Below are 18,538 nucleotides of genomic sequence, written 5' to 3'. Positions count from 1 at the left end.
AAATTAAAGATTTTTAACAAATTCATTATTTTTATCAACTAAAATAATTTTTGATTTGATTATTTTTTTCGACCACTCAAAAGCCATAATAATAACTTCTTCTCCCGCCTTAATCAAATGAGCTGCCGCTCCATTCATACAGACTTCTCCCGCCCCACCTTTAATCACATAAGTTTCTAAACGGGCTCCGGTAGTATTGCTGGTTACTAATACTTTTTCACCCGGCATAATTCCGACTTTCTTTAGCAAGTTTTTATCAATAGTAATACTGCCTATATAAGAAACATCCGCTTTTGTAACGGTTGCTTTATGAATTTTAGCATGCAAAAAACATTTCATATTTTTGAATTAGCTAACTTTAATCTCTCTCTTATCGCCTTTCAATATTTTAAACTCTATTTTAATCATCTTCTTCGGCCAAACATTGCGAACGCGATCAGCCCACTCAATTACTGTTATACAATCTGAATCGGATAAATAATCAAGCGCGCCGATAGCCGCAAGCTGTTCCCCGTCAGTCAAACGATAGGCGTCAATATGTGCTAAGTGCTTAATTGTTTTATGTCCACCACTGAGCTGATAATTCTTCATTAATACAAAAGTTGGACTGGTAATAATGCTTTTAATTCCTAATCCTGCCGCCAAACCCTTAGTGAAAGCGGTTTTGCCGGCGCCCAAATCACCAATCAAACACAAAACTTCTCCGCCTAATAATTGCCGGGCGAATTTTTTAGCAAAGTTGAATGTTTCTTTTTCAGAATAAGAGACAAATTTCATAAAATCCTGATTTTACTACTGGTTTGTAATCTTACAAACTAAATTAATTCCCAATTTGGATTGGCCGTAGCTCTTTTGTAATTATCCATCGGAACTTTTTTTTTGGTTGAGAGATAATAAGCGGCTATACCCGCCATGGCGGCATTATCAGTACAAAGCTTGAATTCCGGTACAGTAAATTTTAATCCTAATTTCTCTGCTTGTAACTTTAATTCTGCCCTTAGGCGCTTATTGGCGGCAACACCTCCAGCCATAATAATTGTTTTTACTTGATACTTTTTGGCGGCCTTAATTGTCTTACTTACCAAGACTTCCACTACTGCTTCTTGAAATTCATAAGCCATAGCCGAACGAAAACCATTATCAATATGACGAACTTTTTGAGCGGTATATAAGACTGCTGTTTTAAGTCCGGAAAAACTAAAATTGAAATCATTTGATTTTAGCATGGGTCGGGGCAAATTAATCTTCTTATACATTTTATTACTGTTGGCATATTCCTCGGCTAAATGAGAAATCGCCGGACCGCCTGGATAACCCAGATCTAATAACTTGGCTACTTTATCAAACGCTTCACCCACAGCGTCATCGACTGTCTGGCCGATTTTTGTATATTTATAATAACTATCCAATACCACTATTTCCGTATGACCGCCGGATACCACTAAACAGACCGCGGGGAAGGACAAATTAGCATCTAAAAAATTAGCGGCAATGTGCGCGTACATATGATTAACAGCCAAAAGGGGTTTGTGCCAGGCTAAAGACAGACCTTTAGCCGTTTCTAATCCCACCACCAGTGAGGTTACTAATCCCGGTCCGGAAACCACAGCTAATAAATCAATATTTTGGGGTTTAATATTGGCTTTAGTCAAAGTTTCCATTACTACCGGTAAAACATTTTTAATATGATGACGCGCGGCTATTTCCGGCACTACTCCACCGTATTTTTTATGGATGTCTATTTGTGAAGAAATAATATTGGACATTATTTCCAACTGACCGCGATCAGCTTTGATGATAGCGGCGGAAGTTTCGTCACAAGATGTTTCTAAGGCTAAAATTTTCATAATCTTACATTAAATTTACCCGAAAATTAGTCTTTTGGCAATATTTGAGGTATAATTCAAGAAAAGACAAAGACTTTGGGTTTGATTGATAATGCTAATTGCTATTCTATGACTAAAAATCATAAAGTAATCATAGCTGTCAGTATAATCATAGTTGCTATATTGATAACTATCTTTTATTTTTCACCGCGTCACGCGGCTGAGTCGCAACAAATTACAAAAGAGAATGAAATTATTACAATTAAATCATTGCCTACGCCGGAAAAAGTCAAAGGAATTTATATGACCGGTTATGCCTTTAGTAGCTTGAGTTTTCGCCAGCGATTGATTGATTTAGTGGAAAATACCGAACTTAATACTTTAGTAATTGATTTCAAAGATCCTGCAGGCAAATTAATGTTTGAGCCGCAGGATGAAGTATTAAGGAACTGGCCGATTTCCAAGGCATCATTAGCTTATACGGATTATAAAAAAATCATTACCGACTTGCAGGATAAAAATATTTATACTATTGCCAGAATCACTACCTTTCAAGATCCAACGGCTGTAGCAACATTTAAAAATTTAGCCTTAAGGAATGCTGGCGGTGGCATTTGGCTGGATAATCGCGGAATTTCTTGGTTGGACATGACTAATCCTACTTCCTGGGATTTAGTGGTCAGACAAGCCAAAGAGGCTAAAGAAATCGGTTTTGATGAAATTCAATTTGATTATATTCGTTTTCCATCTGACGGCAATATTAAAACAATCAGTTACAGTAATTTTCCGCCGGAAAAAAAACGTTTTGAAATATTAAACGATTTTTTTTCTTACTTAAAAACTGAGTTACGCAATATAGATATTCCTTTGTCTATTGATCTATTCGGCTTGACTTATTGGCAAAGGAGCGATCCTAACTATGACTTAGGTATCGGGCAAAGACTGACTGATGCAGCTAAATACTTCGATTACATTTCGCCTATGGTTTATCCTTCTCATTATTATTCCGGCATTATGGGGTTTGATAATCCTGCGGCTCACCCGTATGAAATAGTCAATAAAGCTATGCGAGACGGCAATATTATGATTGCCGCCGCTTCCTCTACGGCGCAAAGCCGGCCTTGGTTACAAGATTTTAATATGGGAGCCGTTTATACAGCCAGTATGATAAAAGCTCAAATCAAAGCAGCTGACGAAAATAACACCTCCGGTTGGTTATTATGGAATGCTGGTAATAAATACACTTCCGGCGCCTTGGGAAAGGAATAAACTTCTTGACAAAAAAAGAAAAATAGATTATACTGGAAAAGTATCTTAAATTTTCAGGCAAAAATTTGCCGCCATCGTCTATCGGTTAGGACAGCGGGTTTTCAATCCGTTAAGCGGGGTTCGACTCCCCGTGGCGGTACAGATAATTAAAACAGCATCCATAAATGGATGCTGTTTTAAGCATAATAATTATTATTAAGTAAACCGAACAGGTTGGAAACAAACTAGCGGCGAGAGCCGCGCAGTGAGCATCGGCAAATACGACCATTAAGAGTATTTGACGCCAACCCAAGACAAGCGCCGCGAAAGCGGCGTGCGGAATTCCCAGTGATAATACTAACAAAAACATCCTTATTTTATTAAGGGTGTTTTTTGTATTACACCCAAGGATAAAATTAAACCTTATTTTTGAGAATAAAAAAAAGAGACTCACATTTCAGAGTCTCAATAAACAGTGGTTTACCTAAACTTGGGCACTTCGACAATTTCTATATCACCATAACCAAGTGTTTTAAGAAGATTCTTTATCATAAAATCAATATTTCTAAAAACCTGTTCTACTACTTCTTTATTTGCAAGGTAATTTCCAGTGAAACCACCACGATAACGACGAAATGGTAATGTTTTTTCGCAAATCTCTACTCGTGTTCCTCCATCAAACTCAAGAAAATATTTTCTAGTCCTAAGATTTTTAAAATATACTACTCTCATAACCTTATCATTACAATTCCATATAAATATACTCCTACAGGCAGGACATTTTTTAGGAATTTTTTCTCCAGTATAACCATGTTCACCACAACTATTACATCGCCATATCATTTTCATAGGCATAAACTTGTCTCTCCTCTTTGTTAAAGTTCAACTTATTTATTACATATCCAACATCCTCTATCTTAATTATATCCATGTGAACAAAACGGCATAATCAGCTTCCTTCCTACATCCAACCCACTAAAACACAAAATATCGCAATAATGCCCACAAATATAACCATAACAAGATATGGTATCCATTTAATTCTTATTAAGTATTTCACTTTATTTCTCCTCTTTGTTAAAGTTCAACTTTCTTGAGTTATAATCATAGCAAATTAACATTGTTTTGTCAATCCCAGTTCACAAATAACCCAATACCACCACTTAATATCTTAAAATAAGGGGTTTAAATTCTCAATATAATAATCTACATCCAATAAAAATAACACCAAAACTTGGGTATTATTTTTATTATTAATCATTTATAATACTTATTTAATTACTAGTTTCTATTACTTCTGTACTAGATGCTTGTTCAGTAGCCACTCCAACCAGGCATACCGCTTGCCAAGGTTTGTAAACTGAGGTAAAAGTGCTAGTAACTGTTTTTCCATCACCATATACCACTATATAGTCAAAAGACGCGCTAATGCCATTATGTGAACTCTCAGTACATTTTTTCACTCCAGGATCTAAATCAGTAGTCTCAATAATTTTTGTTGGTAATGGAACCTTAACACCCCATGTTTTAGGTTTTGTCCTAGTAGTAGTGCGCCCATCGTTAATTCCCCAAAAATCAAAATATAGCTTATCACCTTCTATTCTGGCTTGAATTAAAATATAATTGCCAGTATCATTTCTAAATCTTAAATCAGGTTTCGGATCATAAATTGTAGCATCAACTCCTGGTAAGCCACTTTCTAAATAATAAGTCACATTATAAGAATGGTTTTGCCGTTCTAAGATAGGTAGGCCGGAAGCTAAGGCGGAACGAAAAACAGTAGTACCGATTTGGCATAATCCTCCGCCGTATTCAGCTGTAGTTTTATTGCCTTTAATCACTAATTCAGGAAAATAACCATTGGCCGCATCTATCGGCAGTAAAGCTTTAATTAAAGAAAATTCTTCTTCCGGCTTGATTAATAAGCCATGAAGTTTGGCGGCGCCATTTTTAATATTTTTCCGGCGGTTAGTCGGACTGCCGGCAAATGATGATTGTCCGGTACCGATAATTTCCTTAATACCAAGATCATTAACTTGGTCGGTCGTCACTTCAGGATAAATCTCTCTGGTAGTTATAATTATTTGATTAACTGAATAATCACTATTAATCATTTTTTGATTAAAATCATTATAAGCTTTTTCTTTATCCGCTTCCAGTCCGTTCTGATGAGTTGATAATTTATTTACTTTGCCATTCTTTATTTCTAAAGAAGCATTTTTAGCCGGCTTATCCAATTCTGAACTAATATTCAATTTAAACCAGTCAAAAAATTTGTCTTGATTAATACCGATAACTATTTGATTATTCACTTTTTGAAAATCTAAAAACTGACTTAGGCTTTTTTTACTCAAAACCCATTTTTTATCTTGATAAATAAATTCTGTACTGGAAGAAATTAAAATAGTTTGTATTTTATTTTTTTTATCGCCTATATCTGATTGTTTTATTTCTGGTTGAGAAATAATTGGGTTGATTTTTATCGGTCTATTTTCTAATTGATCAAGATTATTTTTTATTTCTTTAATAATACTATTATAATCAATAACCCATCCTTGTTTTTCCGGTAAAATAGTTATTTGGCAATCTTCTCTTTCGCATTGAATATTTGGTCGGGCATTCATTGCTGGTTGTTCTAATAATTTAAATTGCTGTTTTAACAGTTTAATTAAAAGCTCTTCATTTAATTTGTAAGAGGCGGATAGCTTTTTATGACCAGAGAGAATACCTAATTGCTGAGCTACACTTAAAATAAAATTATTATTATGCCCTAATTGAAAGTTACTATAAACTGTTTGATGAATATCATAAAATAATAAATCAACCCCTGAAACATCAGGATCTTCCGGTATTTCCAAAGGTGAAATCTTATCTTGATTATCATTTTGATAAATGAAACTAAAGCCATTTTGATTTATTTCATTGGCTTTATTTTCAACTTTATCCAATGCCTGACCAATACTTAAATTTGATAAATCAATTGAGCCGATACGGCTATGGGGTAAAAATTTAGCGGCATAAACCAATTCAAAAGAAATAATAAAAATAAATAAAATTAAAAAAACAACGGCTAGAGAAAATATTATTAACCAGTGGCCGCTTATTTTATTATTAATCTTATTTAACTGAATTTTCTTCAGTAAATCTTCAAGCATTATTTGTTTGAAAAATTGTTTTTAATAGATTTTTAGCCTGATCTTCCTGAAAATCATTCTCCAGTACTTGTGGGGAAACAGTAACTTTTACTATTTCACCTTCTTTAATTACCCAATTAATATTTTTCTTAGGCCAAGGCAATTCTCGTCCATCATTAAATTTTATTATAAATGAATCACCTTCTTGATTTATAATAACTCCTTTTTCCTGATTATTCATAAACTACTCATTTATTTGCCTTATTTTTATCCCTGACGTCTTATATTTTTTAGGAAGTTTTATTGTTAATACGCCATTTTTAAGATTAGCATCTATTTTCTTTTGATCAACTTCTCTTGGTAAAACAATTGAGCGGGAAAAGGCTCCCCAATAACACTCTTGAGAATAATAATCTTCTTTATTAACTTCTTCTTCTTGTTGACGCGATCCTCGGATAGTTAATAAATCATTAGAAATGGAAATATCCAAATTTTCAGGTTTGACTCCGGCAACCGTAGTCCTGACAATAATATCATTTTTTGTCTCATAAACATCGCAAGATAATTGTGCTTCCCCATCAAACCATTGAGGATTATTACCAAAATACCCGATAAAATCATTATTTTCTTGGGTTTTTTCGTTTTCTGAGTTTAATTTTGTTTTTAGGAAAGAATTAGTCATATAACTATATTATAACAGAATATTAAAAATAAATGAATTATTAATACTTGACTTTTCCATATTTTAATCCAGGGATAATTGTTATATAATATAACTATATTAATAAATTATTATGTTTAAAGAAAACCAACCATTAATAAATGAGACAGATACTATTATCGGTCCATCAGTAAAAGTCGAAGGTGATTTTATTACTGAAGGCAATATTATTGTTGAGGGTATGATTTGCGGCACCATTAAAACAAGTAAAAATCTTAAAGTAGGCCCAGATTCAAAAATATTCGCTAATATTGGAGCAGAAAATGCTTTAATCGCCGGGGAAATACAAGGAAATATTAGTATAAAAAATAAATTAGAGTTAACATCAACTGCCAGAATTTACGGTGATATAAAAACAGGGATATTATCAATTGCCGGCGGTGCTTTAATTAATGGTAAATGTACTATGAATGATAATAAGGATCGCAGTCCTAAACCGGAATCTACGAAACAAAAGAAAATGGAATTAAAGCCGCCAATAATTGATAAACAATAAATTATCCTATACCCGCGGTCAAAACGCGGGTATATTTTAATTAATTATGTATTATTATATTTACGATAACTATCTAAATGAAGCTAAATACAGTAATACTCTTTCTAAAATAGAGTCACGACTGGCTGATTTTGGTATTAATGGAAAAATAACCAGGATTTCACCTTTAAAAAATCTTAAACTGACTTTACGTGAAGATTTAAATCAAGGTGTAAAAACAGTAGTGGTAGTAGGTAATGATAAAACCCTAAATCAAATAATAAATCTTTTACCTGATTTATCATTAACCTTGGGTTTTATACCGATTGGACCAAATAATAATTTATGTAATATTTTTGGTATTCCAGAAGGTGAGGAGGCTTGTAATATTATATCACAAAGAATTATAGAAAAAATAAATCTTGGAATAATAAATGATCATTATTATTTTATTTCTTATTTAGAGATGTCTGGTGATAATATTTATATTAATTGTGATGATGATTATTATATTAGTGTTGATAAAAAAGATAGTATTATAATAGTTAGTAATATTTACTATGGGGATTATATTAATAAAATACCTTTAATTAATAATAAAAATTGGCTTAATTTAGTAATAAAAAATGTTAATAAAAAAATATTTTCTCAACAAAAAGAATCTTTTAGTTATTTTAAGGCAAAAAAAATAAAAATTGATAGTGATAAATCAATTCCTATACTTTTAATAGATGAAAAAAGAATTATTAAAAATCCGATAAAAATAAATTTAGCAATAGAAAAAATAAATTTAATTGTAGGTAAGAATAGAAACTATAATTAAAAAATCCTCCTTTTAGGAGGATTTTTTAATTATTATTGCCTAATAGGCATAATTAAATAAAGATAATCATTATTTTTACCCCTAATAATACAAGGATTATTAGGATCACTAATAGAAAATTCTACTTTTTCTGAATTTAATACCTGTAATCCATCTAATAAGTACTTATAATTTAAAATTATTTCATTTCCTAGACCGATTTTTTCCATTTCTACTATTGATTCATTTTCTCCTGTTTGGGAAGATGAAGATATAATTATTAATTCATTAGGAGATTTATTATAATCTAATTTAATATCAAATACTCCATTTTTTACAAATAAACTAGCAGCTTTTACTGCTTTAATTAATTCATTAATATTAACTTTTATTTTATTTGGGCATTCTGCAGGTATAATTTGATTATAATCAGGATATTGGCCATCAATTAGGCGAGAAATAAATTCTACACCATTATAAACAAACATAATTTGGTTTTCATTAGTATAAATTTCTATGTTTTCAATTATTTCCAAATTATTATCATCTTTAAATACACTTAAAATACGAGATATTTCCTGTAATGATTTAGCGGGAATAATAACTTTTTCATTATTATTAAGTTTAGGACTTTTATTATTCTCAATATAATCAATTTTTATTTCAGCTAAACGGTAACTATCAGTAGCGGCTAAAATCAATTTATCAGCTGAAAAATCCATTAAAACGCCTGATAATTCAGGTCTTAATTCAGAATTAGCAGCTGAAAAAAATACACTATAAATAGCATCTCGTAATTTTTTAGCTGAAATAATATAAGGATTTTCTTTTTCAATTTTAGGTATTAAAGGAAAATCAGAGGTATTTTGGCCTTTTATTTTAGTTTTCTGTTTTTGGCATTGAATTTTTAATTCTTCATTAATTAATTCCAAATCAACTCTGTCTTTTGGCAGTAAAGAAATATAATTATTAAGTAATTTAGCATCAATTGAAAATTCTCCATCATTTTCCACTTTACTTCTAATATTAATTGTTACTCCAACTTCTAAATTAGTTGCTGATAGGGTTAAATTCTTATTTTCTGCTTTAATTAAAATATTAGCTAAAATAGGTAAATTAGAATTTTTACCCGCTATATGGGAAACAACATTTATTGCTTGATTAAGATTTTCCTGAGTACAAGATAATTTCATATTATTATTTATAATAGTATATATATTAATAATAGTAATAATGGACTGCTTAATGGGTAAAACTATTATATATCCTATAATTACTTAATGTTTATTAAAATTTTACTTGTTGATAAAAAGTATCTAAATCAGTTTTAATTTTTTATAAGTCAGGTAAAATTTTAATTAAATTATTTTTCCACTTAATAAATCAATTAAACCACTTTTTCAACACTTTTAAATCACTATATTATTGATAATATCACCAAGTTATCCTATAGGGGAAAAATTGAGGATAAAACTTTTCAACTGTTATAATTACTTATCACCAGTTTATCCTCTAATTTATAATTAAACAAATAACTTTTGTTTAATTATATTTATATCTTGTCTGATTTTTTCATTAATCTTAATAAGATTAATGATTTTATCACAAGCATGAATAACAGTAGTATGATCGCGCCCACCTAATTCTTGGCCGATTACCGGATAAGATAATTTAAGTTCTTCCCGCATTAAATACATAGTAATTTGGCGCGGTTCAGTTAAATTCTTTTTACGGCAAGGACTGATAATATTATCAATAGTTATATCATAATATTCAGAAACCAATTTAATTATGTTTTTAGGAGTTAAATTATTTTTTTGATTATTACTAATTGTAGCTGCAGTAATTTGTTTGACTTCCTCTAAGGAAATAGAGCGATTTTGTAGCTGAGTTAAAGCAATTACTCGATTTAAAACACCTTCTAATTCACGGATATTATTTCTAATTGATCCAGCTAAATATTCAATAATATCATTTTCTAAAATTGTATTTTTTTCTTTTAATTTTTCTTGAATAATCGCGATTTTTGTCTCTAAATCAGGAATAGAAATATCAACAATCATTCCCCATTCAAAACGGGAAATTAAACGTTGTTCAATATCTGGTATGGCTTTAGGTGGCCGGTCAGAGGAAATAATAATTTGTTTATTGCTTTGATGTAATTCATTAAAAATATTAAAAAAAACTTCTTCTGTTCTTTCTTTATTAGATAAAAATTGGATATCATCAACTAAAAGTACATCTAAAGTCCTATATTTATTATTAAAATCTTCCATTGAGCGTTGGCCGTTGCCAGAAAGATTACGTACAGCTGTTAGATAATCATTGGTAAAATTTTCACAAGTTGTATAAAAAACCTTCATTTCTTGGCTATTTTCCAATATTTTATTACCAATAGCATGCATTAAATGGGTTTTACCTAATCCAACACCACCATAAATAAACAAAGGGTTATAAGCCGTACCAGGTGATTTTATTACCGCTAAAGATGCGGCATGAGCTAAATCATTATTTTTTCCTACAATAAAAGTATTAAGGGTGTATTTATAATTTAAATTATTTTTATTATTATTAAGAGGTTTTTCATTAGTTATTTGGTTAGAAGTTTTAAATACTTCTTTGGCGGGAATTATTTCTTCATTGTTAATTATAGTTTCTGTTGGTCTGGTAAAGGCGCTTTTATTTTGAATTGATGATTCTATTTTATATTCAATTTCTTTTAAATTAGGGTTATTAGTAATATTTCTAATCGCTTTTAATATGGCACTATGATATTTTTTAGCTAAATATTCTTTAGTAAAAATATTAGGCACATTAATAACCACCTTATTATCATCATAACTAACTATATTAGTATGTCTAAACCAAGTAGTAAAGTTAGCTTTAGATAATAAAGTTTCTAACTCTCCTAAAGTGGCCTGCCAGAGTTCTTGTGGTGTCATACTGAAAGTATTAATTAGATAATCAGCTGTTATTAAAGAGTGTTTCAATTTAAGTTAATAACATTTTATCATAATTATCCACAATTGGAAACTGATCAAAAAACTAAAGATAATCAAAACTGTTAATAACTTGTGGATAACAATTTTTATTGACTTATTATAAAAAAAGTGTTATTTTTACTTTAGTTATTAATAATTATCTTTAGTATTTTATGGCAACTAAAAGAACTTATCAACCTCATAAAGTTAAAAGAGTCAAAAAACATGGTTTTAGGGCTAAAAGTAGGACTCATACTGGTAAATTGGTTTTAAAGAGAAGAAGAGCTAAAGGAAGGAAGAAATTAGTCATTTCTACTAGATCTAAATAATTATAATTTGGCTAAATTTACACTATGTTGGCCAATAAATACCGTATTTCTAAAAAACAAGAATTTGAAAGGATATTCAAAAACGGCAAAAAAGATTCAAGTCAGAACTTTATTATTAGATTTATAAATAATGACTTAGAACATTGCCGTTTTTCTGTTATTGTCAGTAATAAAATAAGTGGAAAAGCTGTAGAAAGAAATAAGATTAGACGTAGGGCTAAGGCTATTATAGGCAATAATTTGTCTAATTTTACTAAAAATATTGATTTATTAATTATAGCATTAGTTCCCAGTAAAAAATTAGATTTTTCTAGTTTTAATAATGATTTAGTCAAGTTATTAGCAAAAGATAAGATTATATGAATTTTTTGTCTAATTTTACTAAAATTTTAGTCTTAAAGTTGATTATATTTTATCAAAGGACACTATCTTTTGATCATGGTATGCCCAAATACTTTTTTCCCCACGGCTATTGTCGTTTTTATCCGACCTGTTCAGAATATGGTTATCAAGCTATAGATAAATATGGGATAATAAAAGGCGGATTCATGGCGTTTATTCGCATTCTCAGATGTAATCCTTTTTCCAAAGGCGGTTTTGATCCAATAAAATAATTAAAATTATGATTAGTTCAATTGTAAATATTTTTAATTTAATTTGTTACCAGCCATTACTTAATTTATTGGTTTTTGTTTACAATACTATCCCTGGACACGATATTGGCTTAGTAATAATCATTTTAACTTTATTAATAAAATTAGCTTTATATTTACCGTCACGCAGTACGATTAAGGCGCAACAATCACTGCAGGAACTGCAACCGAAGATTGATGAAATGAAAGAAAAATATAAAGACGATAAAGAACGACAAGCCAAAGAGATGATGAATTTATATAAAGAACATAAAATTAATCCACTTTCCTCTTGTCTACCATTACTTATTCAGTTGCCTTTTTTAATTGCTATTTATCAAGTGTTCAATACTGGCTTAAGAAATGGTAGTTTGTCTTTACTTTATCCTTTTATTACTAATCCCGGGCACATTAACTCTTTAGCTTTTGGATTTTTAGATATGGCTAAACCCCAATGGATTTTAGCTGTTTTGGCTGGTGCCGCGCAGTATTGGCAAGCGTCCATGATGATTGCTAAACGTCCGGTAATTAAGAATAAAGACAGTAAGGATGAGGATATGTCAGCTATTATGAGTCGTCAAATGACAGTTATGATGCCTCTAATGACCATAGTAATTGGTTGGAGCCTGCCCAGTGGTTTAGTGTTCTATTGGTTATTATTGACAGTATTCACTTCTTTGCAACAATTAATCACAAAAAAGAAAATGATTCCTGCTAAAGCAGAAGTTATAAATTAAGATAATTAAAAAACCCGGAAGTTTCCGGGTTTTTTAATTATTGTATTTTTATTTTTAATTTAGGCGATTCGTATTTTTTGTTATTTAAGTTAAAAATATTAGCATAAATAGTGTAATCGCCGGAATCGGGACTCTTTTTCCAACTAAAGTTAAAATTATCACTTTGTGGCCTAATCGTAGTAATGAAGTTTTCTTTAGTACTGGTAGCTGATAAATAATAAAGGTCAATTTGTTTTATCCGATCAAAATTAGTTAAGTCAGCCTTTAAAGCTAAAGGGAAATTATTAATAGTAGCGCCATCAATCGGAGATGTCCAATCAAGACGGGGCAAAGGATTAACAGCGATCAAATTAAAGTCAATTGATTTTGAAGCGGTGTTTTGTAGATCATCCTTAATTATAATAGTCAAAGTATGGTAACCGCTTGCTAATTCAGATAGATCCAAGGTTTTGTCAGTAGTTAATCCACTAGTAGTATCAATTAGTTGGTTATCAATTAGATATTCTGTTTTTTGGATACCGCGAGCTGCCGAACCCTGCAAGTTAACAATAATATAACTGTCCTTTATAGTTTGTTTGTCGTTAGGGCTGATAATATTGAGTTGTGGCTGATCAGAAGCCAAATGGATATCATCGTAAGATGTTGGTATGGGTTGGCCATTGGTAATAATATTATTTTTTTCTGCCCAAGATTTCACTCCGGCTTCCCAATTGTAATATTGCGGGTCATTTTCCGGATGAGAGGGGAGTGGGCCGCGTGGGGCATCTTTATCCACATAATACAAAATATCATGAACTTCGCCCGTAGCTATTTCTTTAATTGTGCTTAAAGGAGTATATTGAGTAGCTAATTTCCCAGAAATTGTGTCAATTTTTATCATTGTGCCGGAATTGGCTATGCCATCTAAGACTGCCTTACCAGTGGTAACCGGCTGAGGCTTAGTAAATTCTTCCGCTGCTTGTCCTTTGAGCGCTTCAGACATGTAATTATTCCAAATAGGAGCCGCAATCACTGAACCGTCAGCGCCCGCCTTCATAGCCGCATTGTCATTATTCCCTACCCAAACACCGCAAGCCAACGACGGGGTATAACCTAAAGTCCAAGCGTCATGGAAGTCATTAGTTGTACCAGTTTTGACTGCCGCCGGTCGTCCAGGCAGAACTAAACGACTGCCACTACCAAAGATATAAGCGCGAGCTGAGTCATCGGATAAAATGTCGTTGGTTTGTCTGGCAACTTCCGCATCTATAATCTCTTCATTTTTATCTTTGAATTCCTCAATTATCTTATTATTTTTATCTTCAATTTTTAAAATAGGGTTAACTTCATGTTTAATACCATCAGTGGCTAAAGTGGCATAAGCCGCGGTATGTTCCAATAATTTTACTTCCGCTCCACCTAAAACAATCGACAACCCAAAACGGCTACGGTCATTAAAAGTTGTGTAACCTAATTTTTCCGCTAGATTAAAGATATTATCCATACCTGTTAAATAAGTCAGCTTAACCGCTGGAATGTTTAATGATCCAGCTAAAGCCTTGCGCAGGGTTACTGGTCCGCTTTCGTCGTTATGGTAATTATGAGGCTCATAAGCCTTTTCACCGGTAGTATCAAAATTTGTCACTGTGTCGTAAATAATCGTATTGGGAGTATAACCTTTAATAAATGATGTCGTATAAACAATTGGTTTGAAAGATGAACCTGGTTGGCGTGACCGCAAGGAGACGTTAACTTGTCCATCAATAGCTTCATCAAAATAGTCGGCCGATCCGACCATGGCTAATATCTGGCCGGTTTTCGGATCCAAAGAAACCAATGAGGCGTTGGTAAAACCGTATTTTTTACCATTAGTTTCAACTCCTTTTTTAACCGCCTCTTCAGCAATTTTTTGTTTTTCCAAATCAAGCGTAGTATAAACTTTCAAACCCTCTTGATTAATGAAATTTTCGCCGTATTTTTCCGATAGTATTTCTTTGATATACATAACGAAATGTGGCGCGATGATAGATTCTCTTAGAGGCTTAAAAGTCAGTTTTTCATTCTTAGCTTCCTCCGCTTGTTCTTTGGTGACATAACCTAATTCCGCCATAGAGTCAAGAATGTATCTCTGGCGTTGCAATAATTTGTCTTTATGGTTGCCGTAAGGCGAATAATAGGTCGGCGCGTTGGGTATGGCTGCTAAAATAGCAGACTCAGCTAAAGTCAAATCTTTCGTTGGTTTGCCGAAATAAGATTGAGCCGCCGCTTCCACGCCATAAATTACTGAGCCATAAGGTATTTCATTCAAATACATGCCTAAGATTTGATCTTTAGTGAATTTACTTTCTATTTGATAAGAAATTAATAATTCCTTTATTTTTCTGGTATAAGTTTTTTCATTAGTTAAGATGGCGTTTTTGACAAATTGTTGGGTTAAGGTTGAACCGCTAACTTTACTGCCAGTTGTGATATTAATTAAAATTGAGCGGATAATACCGGTAAAAGAAAAACCATGATGCTGGTAGAAATCCCTATCTTCAGCAGTAATCACCGCCTGTTTCATATAGTCAGGGACCTCAGATAAAGGGATGACAGTACGTTTAATGTCGCCATGGATATCATAAAGTACTGTTTGGCCGGTACGATCATAAATTTTAGTTGAAACTGTAATATTCCGTTTGAGCACACCATCAGCTGACGGTAAATCTTTGGAAATCCAAAATAAAGCAGCCGCCGCCATTAAAGCCAAGAATAGAATTACTATTATGATTATAGGCACTAATACTTTAAATAATCTCCGCCAAATATGGCGTCGATGTTTCCGTTGAGGTTTAACTTGATTGGAGGAAAAAGATATTTTTCCTCCTTTGGGTTCATGTTGGTGAGTGGGTACGAGTTTTTGCGGATCGCGCCAGTTTATATTAGACATATATTATATTTTTTGATTTATTGTTCTAATTCTTTTCAATAGTCCGATAGCTTATGAATTAATCCGGGAATTAAGTTTATTAATGCCAGCGCCGCAAATGGCCATAGCCAAAGCATCAGCGGCGTCATCAGGCTTGGGATTGGTTTTGAGATTAAGGATGATTTTTACCATTTGTTGAATTTGTTTTTTATCAGCTTGGCCGTAACCGGTTAATCCTTGCTTGACTTGCAGTGGCGTCAATTCAATCAATTTAGTTTGGTTTTGTGCCAAGGTTAACAAAATAACTCCTCGGGCTTGGCCGACAGTCAGAGCGGTTTTAGTATTAGTGCAAAAAAACAATTGTTCTACCGCCGCTACTTCCGGCCGATATTTTTTGATTATTATTGTTAATTGTTCATGTAAGTCCAACAATCTTGAAGATAAACTCTCTCGTTTGTCGGTTTTAATAGAGCCGTAATCAAACAATTTAAACCGGCCGCAATTTTCTTCAATTACGCCGAAACCGGTATCAGCGATACCCGGGTCAATGCCCAAAATTATATGCGGTTTTGTTTTTACCATGAAGCATTGGTATAAACATTTGTAATGTCATCCAGGTCATCAATGGTATTGTAGAGGCGTTCTATTTTTTCGCGATCTGTTTCATTAGTAATGTTTATTTCATCTTTTGGTTGATAGACAATAGAAGTTTCTTTGATGGCTAATCCTAATCCTTTGGCTTTATTCGTCACTTGAGACAGTGATTCCACTGAGGTGGTTATTTCTGCTTCGGCAGTTGCCGGCATTCTTTTGATATCTTCCGCTCCGGCTTCGATCAATTCTAATTCCTGTTCCTCGCTTAAATCAGTGGAAGCTATAAGTAAAGAACCCAATCTTTTAAAGTTCCATGAAACACTGCCGGAGGATCCCAGTTGCCCGCCATTTTTATTCAAAACTGATTTTAAATCGGCAACTGTGCGGTTTTTGTTGTCGGTTATGGCTTCTATAATAAATCCCACCCCTGCCGGACCGACCACCTCGTAAATGATTTCCTCAAAATTAACGCCATCTTTATTTGCACCAGTTCCTTTAGTAATCGCCCGTTCAATATTATCTTTAGGCATATTAGCTTCCCTGGCCTTATCAATCGCTAATCGCAATTTGAAGTTTGTTTCCGGATCACCGCCACTTTCCCGCGCCGCGATGGTTATTAGGTTGGCTATCTTTGTGAAGGTAGCTCCTTTTTTGGCATCAGTCACTGATTTTTGGCGATGAGTTTTCGCCCATTTGCTATGTCCTGACATAAGTCTTTTAAACAATAATCTTTAGTATTTTCTTTTTATATTATAATAATAAAACAGTTAAAAATCAAGCCTTAAGGCTTAGTTAACTTTTAGTTGACAATTTTAAAATTCGTGCTATTATATTATGATAATGAGTACTTTAAAACAAAACAATAAAAACCAAAAGGAGGTGTTCATGTCTCAAGATGAGTCTAATAGCCCGGGAGTTAAAGGCAATCACGAAAGCGATCTGTGGGATAAAATAAAGGTCGCTATAATCAGGATGGAAGAGGCGCTCAAAGAAGGGAAGCTACCAGTGCATATAATTTATAGTTCCTTGCTTAACGGGTTGGCCGTTATTTGTGGCAGTCATGTGGAATTAATCCGTCAGTTGTTGTCTTTGAAAAACGAAGAAGACGGTAGCCGTATGGAAAGATTTATTTATAAGCAGGAAGTCATATTCTCTTGGTATCTATCAGCCAAGTTTCCCAGCCAAGAAATATTCAGTTGGTTTGGAGAGGCCGGTTCAAAAGATGATGAGATAGCCAATTCTCTTATTATGTCCATGTCTTGGAACGGCACTGACTTTGACGGCTTGAGCGACGAGGATATTATTAATTATATTTTAGCCAGTGGCTGGGATCAATCACGGCAAATGGCAGCTATGGTTAATAACAATATCATTACCTCCAGCACTATTAGATTTTTGAGCAATTTTTACGGCAGTATTGATGTTGTGATAGAATTAATAGGTAAGGGTGGTAAGCTTAATAAAGATACTTTTAGAGTCATTCAAACCATCCTTGTCCCTAGTAAAAATGATCCCAAAAAGATGGTTATGCAGTGGACTAAGCGCAAGATTTGGTATTTTTGGGATGAATTAAAGATTTCCGATGAACAGAAAGCCTCTTTGTTTTATCAGGCTTTGGGTCCTGATGGTCTCGTCGCTTTCCTGCGCTCTCTGTCTGTGGAGGATAAAGAAATAATAACCTACTTGCAGATGTTTGGCTTATCTTTAGGTAAGATTGCTGATATTTATGCGCCTAAGGTTATGCCTAGGAGTTGCATGGAAGACAAGGGGAAACAATCTCAGGAAGTCTCGATTGATGCTAAAAGGGTATCCCCTGAATTTATGGCTGTTGTCAGTGATCAAGGCAAAACTGATCAAGAGATAGTCCAGCTTTTAGTGGATTATGAATTTACTTTTCATATAATTGCTACCAGTTTAATCAGCGCGGGCTGGGAGACATCAAAGATTTTAACCTCCTTACTTGAAGCGGGTTGTAATATTATACTGATTTCTCGGATGGTTGAAGCGGCGGCTCAAGATTTTGAAGAAGGAAACAATATTGTTTGGGGCCCGGAAGTTATTGTTATCTGGCGCAAGCTATTGAAAGACAAAATGGAAGAGTTGGCTAACCGGCAGCTTTTTGGCCAATTACCATAACGGTTCTTTATTTAAGCACAAACAAAAGCGTCCCCG

General features: G+C 33.0%; 20 protein-coding genes and 1 tRNA gene. 9 read left to right on the top strand and 12 right to left on the bottom strand.

Annotated elements, in window-relative coordinates:
• Nucleotides 1-3 precede the first annotated feature (3 nt).
• From panD to tsaD, 3 genes are read right to left on the bottom strand one after another with little or no spacing between them, the layout of a single operon-like run.
• Nucleotides 4-339, bottom strand: coding sequence for an aspartate 1-decarboxylase (panD, locus tag WC473_03375; protein ID MFA5124836.1), 336 nt, complete (start codon nucleotides 337-339; stop codon nucleotides 4-6).
• A 9-nt stretch (nucleotides 340-348) separates the two neighbouring features.
• On the bottom strand, nucleotides 349-777 hold the full coding sequence (gene tsaE, locus WC473_03370) for a tRNA (adenosine(37)-N6)-threonylcarbamoyltransferase complex ATPase subunit type 1 TsaE (GenBank protein MFA5124835.1): 429 nt from the start codon (nucleotides 775-777) through the stop codon (nucleotides 349-351).
• A 38-nt stretch (nucleotides 778-815) separates the two neighbouring features.
• The gene (gene tsaD, locus WC473_03365) at nucleotides 816-1,847 is read right to left on the bottom strand and encodes a tRNA (adenosine(37)-N6)-threonylcarbamoyltransferase complex transferase subunit TsaD (GenBank protein ID MFA5124834.1); all 1,032 of its coding nucleotides are present in this window, start codon (nucleotides 1,845-1,847) and stop codon (nucleotides 816-818) included.
• Nucleotides 1,848-1,955: 108 nt separating this feature from the next.
• Here tsaD and WC473_03360 point away from each other — a divergent pair, with 108 nt between their 5' ends.
• Complete coding sequence (locus WC473_03360; GenBank protein MFA5124833.1) at nucleotides 1,956-3,095, top strand: putative glycoside hydrolase; 1,140 nt, start codon at nucleotides 1,956-1,958, stop codon at nucleotides 3,093-3,095.
• Nucleotides 3,096-3,162: 67 nt separating this feature from the next.
• Nucleotides 3,163-3,234 (top strand) — tRNA-Glu (locus tag WC473_03355).
• Nucleotides 3,235-3,554: 320 nt separating this feature from the next.
• On the opposite strand, the gene WC473_03350 is transcribed toward WC473_03355, so the two are convergent.
• The 4 genes from WC473_03350 to WC473_03335 form a co-directional block, all read right to left on the bottom strand.
• Nucleotides 3,555-3,929, bottom strand: a complete 375-nt coding sequence (locus WC473_03350) for a hypothetical protein (GenBank protein MFA5124832.1) — start codon at nucleotides 3,927-3,929, stop codon at nucleotides 3,555-3,557.
• 419 nt (nucleotides 3,930-4,348) lie between these two features.
• Nucleotides 4,349-6,229, bottom strand: coding sequence for a VanW family protein (locus WC473_03345; GenBank protein ID MFA5124831.1), 1,881 nt, complete (start codon nucleotides 6,227-6,229; stop codon nucleotides 4,349-4,351).
• Nucleotides 6,222-6,449, bottom strand: coding sequence for a hypothetical protein (locus WC473_03340; GenBank protein MFA5124830.1), 228 nt, complete (start codon nucleotides 6,447-6,449; stop codon nucleotides 6,222-6,224). The genes WC473_03345 and WC473_03340 overlap by 8 nt, the downstream gene beginning before the upstream one ends.
• A gap of 3 nt (nucleotides 6,450-6,452) precedes the next feature.
• Nucleotides 6,453-6,890 carry an Hsp20/alpha crystallin family protein gene (locus WC473_03335; protein MFA5124829.1) on the bottom strand — a complete coding sequence of 146 codons (438 nt, stop codon included), beginning with the start codon at nucleotides 6,888-6,890 and terminating at the stop codon, nucleotides 6,453-6,455.
• Between the two features lie 112 nt (nucleotides 6,891-7,002).
• On the opposite strand from WC473_03335, the gene WC473_03330 reads away from it, so the two are divergent.
• Complete coding sequence (locus WC473_03330; protein MFA5124828.1) at nucleotides 7,003-7,425, top strand: polymer-forming cytoskeletal protein; 423 nt, start codon at nucleotides 7,003-7,005, stop codon at nucleotides 7,423-7,425.
• A gap of 46 nt (nucleotides 7,426-7,471) precedes the next feature.
• Nucleotides 7,472-8,227 carry a diacylglycerol kinase family protein gene (locus tag WC473_03325; protein MFA5124827.1) on the top strand — a complete coding sequence of 252 codons (756 nt, stop codon included), beginning with the start codon at nucleotides 7,472-7,474 and terminating at the stop codon, nucleotides 8,225-8,227.
• A 32-nt stretch (nucleotides 8,228-8,259) separates the two neighbouring features.
• On the opposite strand, the gene dnaN is transcribed toward WC473_03325, so the two are convergent.
• Together dnaN and dnaA are read right to left on the bottom strand one after the other, a co-directional pair.
• Nucleotides 8,260-9,399 (bottom strand): DNA polymerase III subunit beta, encoded by a 1,140-nt coding sequence (gene dnaN, locus WC473_03320; protein MFA5124826.1) that lies wholly within the window; start codon nucleotides 9,397-9,399, stop codon nucleotides 8,260-8,262.
• A gap of 330 nt (nucleotides 9,400-9,729) precedes the next feature.
• The gene (gene dnaA / locus WC473_03315; GenBank protein MFA5124825.1) at nucleotides 9,730-11,148 is read right to left on the bottom strand and encodes a chromosomal replication initiator protein DnaA; all 1,419 of its coding nucleotides are present in this window, start codon (nucleotides 11,146-11,148) and stop codon (nucleotides 9,730-9,732) included.
• Nucleotides 11,149-11,360: 212 nt separating this feature from the next.
• Between dnaA and rpmH the strand changes: the two genes are divergently transcribed.
• Genes rpmH through WC473_03295 form a run of 4 tightly spaced genes read left to right on the top strand, consistent with a single transcriptional unit; the run spans nucleotide 11,361 to nucleotide 12,885 of the window.
• The gene (rpmH, locus tag WC473_03310) at nucleotides 11,361-11,516 is read left to right on the top strand and encodes a 50S ribosomal protein L34 (GenBank protein MFA5124824.1); all 156 of its coding nucleotides are present in this window, start codon (nucleotides 11,361-11,363) and stop codon (nucleotides 11,514-11,516) included.
• A 24-nt stretch (nucleotides 11,517-11,540) separates the two neighbouring features.
• Complete coding sequence (rnpA, locus tag WC473_03305; protein ID MFA5124823.1) at nucleotides 11,541-11,879, top strand: ribonuclease P protein component; 339 nt, start codon at nucleotides 11,541-11,543, stop codon at nucleotides 11,877-11,879.
• Nucleotides 11,876-12,130 (top strand): membrane protein insertion efficiency factor YidD, encoded by a 255-nt coding sequence (gene yidD / locus WC473_03300; GenBank protein ID MFA5124822.1) that lies wholly within the window; start codon nucleotides 11,876-11,878, stop codon nucleotides 12,128-12,130. Before rnpA ends, yidD begins: the two co-directional genes overlap by 4 nt.
• 8 nt (nucleotides 12,131-12,138) lie before the next feature.
• Nucleotides 12,139-12,885: a YidC/Oxa1 family membrane protein insertase gene (locus tag WC473_03295; GenBank protein MFA5124821.1), complete on the top strand. Its 747-nt coding sequence runs from the start codon at nucleotides 12,139-12,141 to the stop codon at nucleotides 12,883-12,885.
• A gap of 37 nt (nucleotides 12,886-12,922) precedes the next feature.
• Here the strand turns inward: WC473_03295 and WC473_03290 are convergent, their stop codons facing one another.
• Genes WC473_03290 through WC473_03280 form a run of 3 tightly spaced genes read right to left on the bottom strand, consistent with a single transcriptional unit; the run spans nucleotide 12,923 to nucleotide 17,076 of the window.
• On the bottom strand, nucleotides 12,923-15,793 hold the full coding sequence (locus tag WC473_03290) for a PBP1A family penicillin-binding protein (GenBank protein ID MFA5124820.1): 2,871 nt from the start codon (nucleotides 15,791-15,793) through the stop codon (nucleotides 12,923-12,925).
• 51 nt (nucleotides 15,794-15,844) lie between these two features.
• Complete coding sequence (gene ruvC, locus WC473_03285; GenBank protein MFA5124819.1) at nucleotides 15,845-16,354, bottom strand: crossover junction endodeoxyribonuclease RuvC; 510 nt, start codon at nucleotides 16,352-16,354, stop codon at nucleotides 15,845-15,847.
• Nucleotides 16,348-17,076 carry a YebC/PmpR family DNA-binding transcriptional regulator gene (locus WC473_03280; GenBank protein ID MFA5124818.1) on the bottom strand — a complete coding sequence of 243 codons (729 nt, stop codon included), beginning with the start codon at nucleotides 17,074-17,076 and terminating at the stop codon, nucleotides 16,348-16,350. The genes ruvC and WC473_03280 overlap by 7 nt, the downstream gene beginning before the upstream one ends.
• Before the next feature lie 175 nt (nucleotides 17,077-17,251).
• On the opposite strand from WC473_03280, the gene WC473_03275 reads away from it, so the two are divergent.
• Nucleotides 17,252-18,502, top strand: coding sequence for a hypothetical protein (locus WC473_03275; protein MFA5124817.1), 1,251 nt, complete (start codon nucleotides 17,252-17,254; stop codon nucleotides 18,500-18,502).
• The last annotated feature ends 36 nt before the right edge of the window (nucleotides 18,503-18,538 follow it).

The organism is Patescibacteria group bacterium, from assembly GCA_041650895.1.
Classification (GTDB): domain Bacteria; phylum Patescibacteriota; class Patescibacteriia; order 2-01-FULL-39-33; family 2-01-FULL-39-33; genus CAISTG01.
This window is presented reverse-complemented; position numbering and strand designations above follow the sequence as displayed.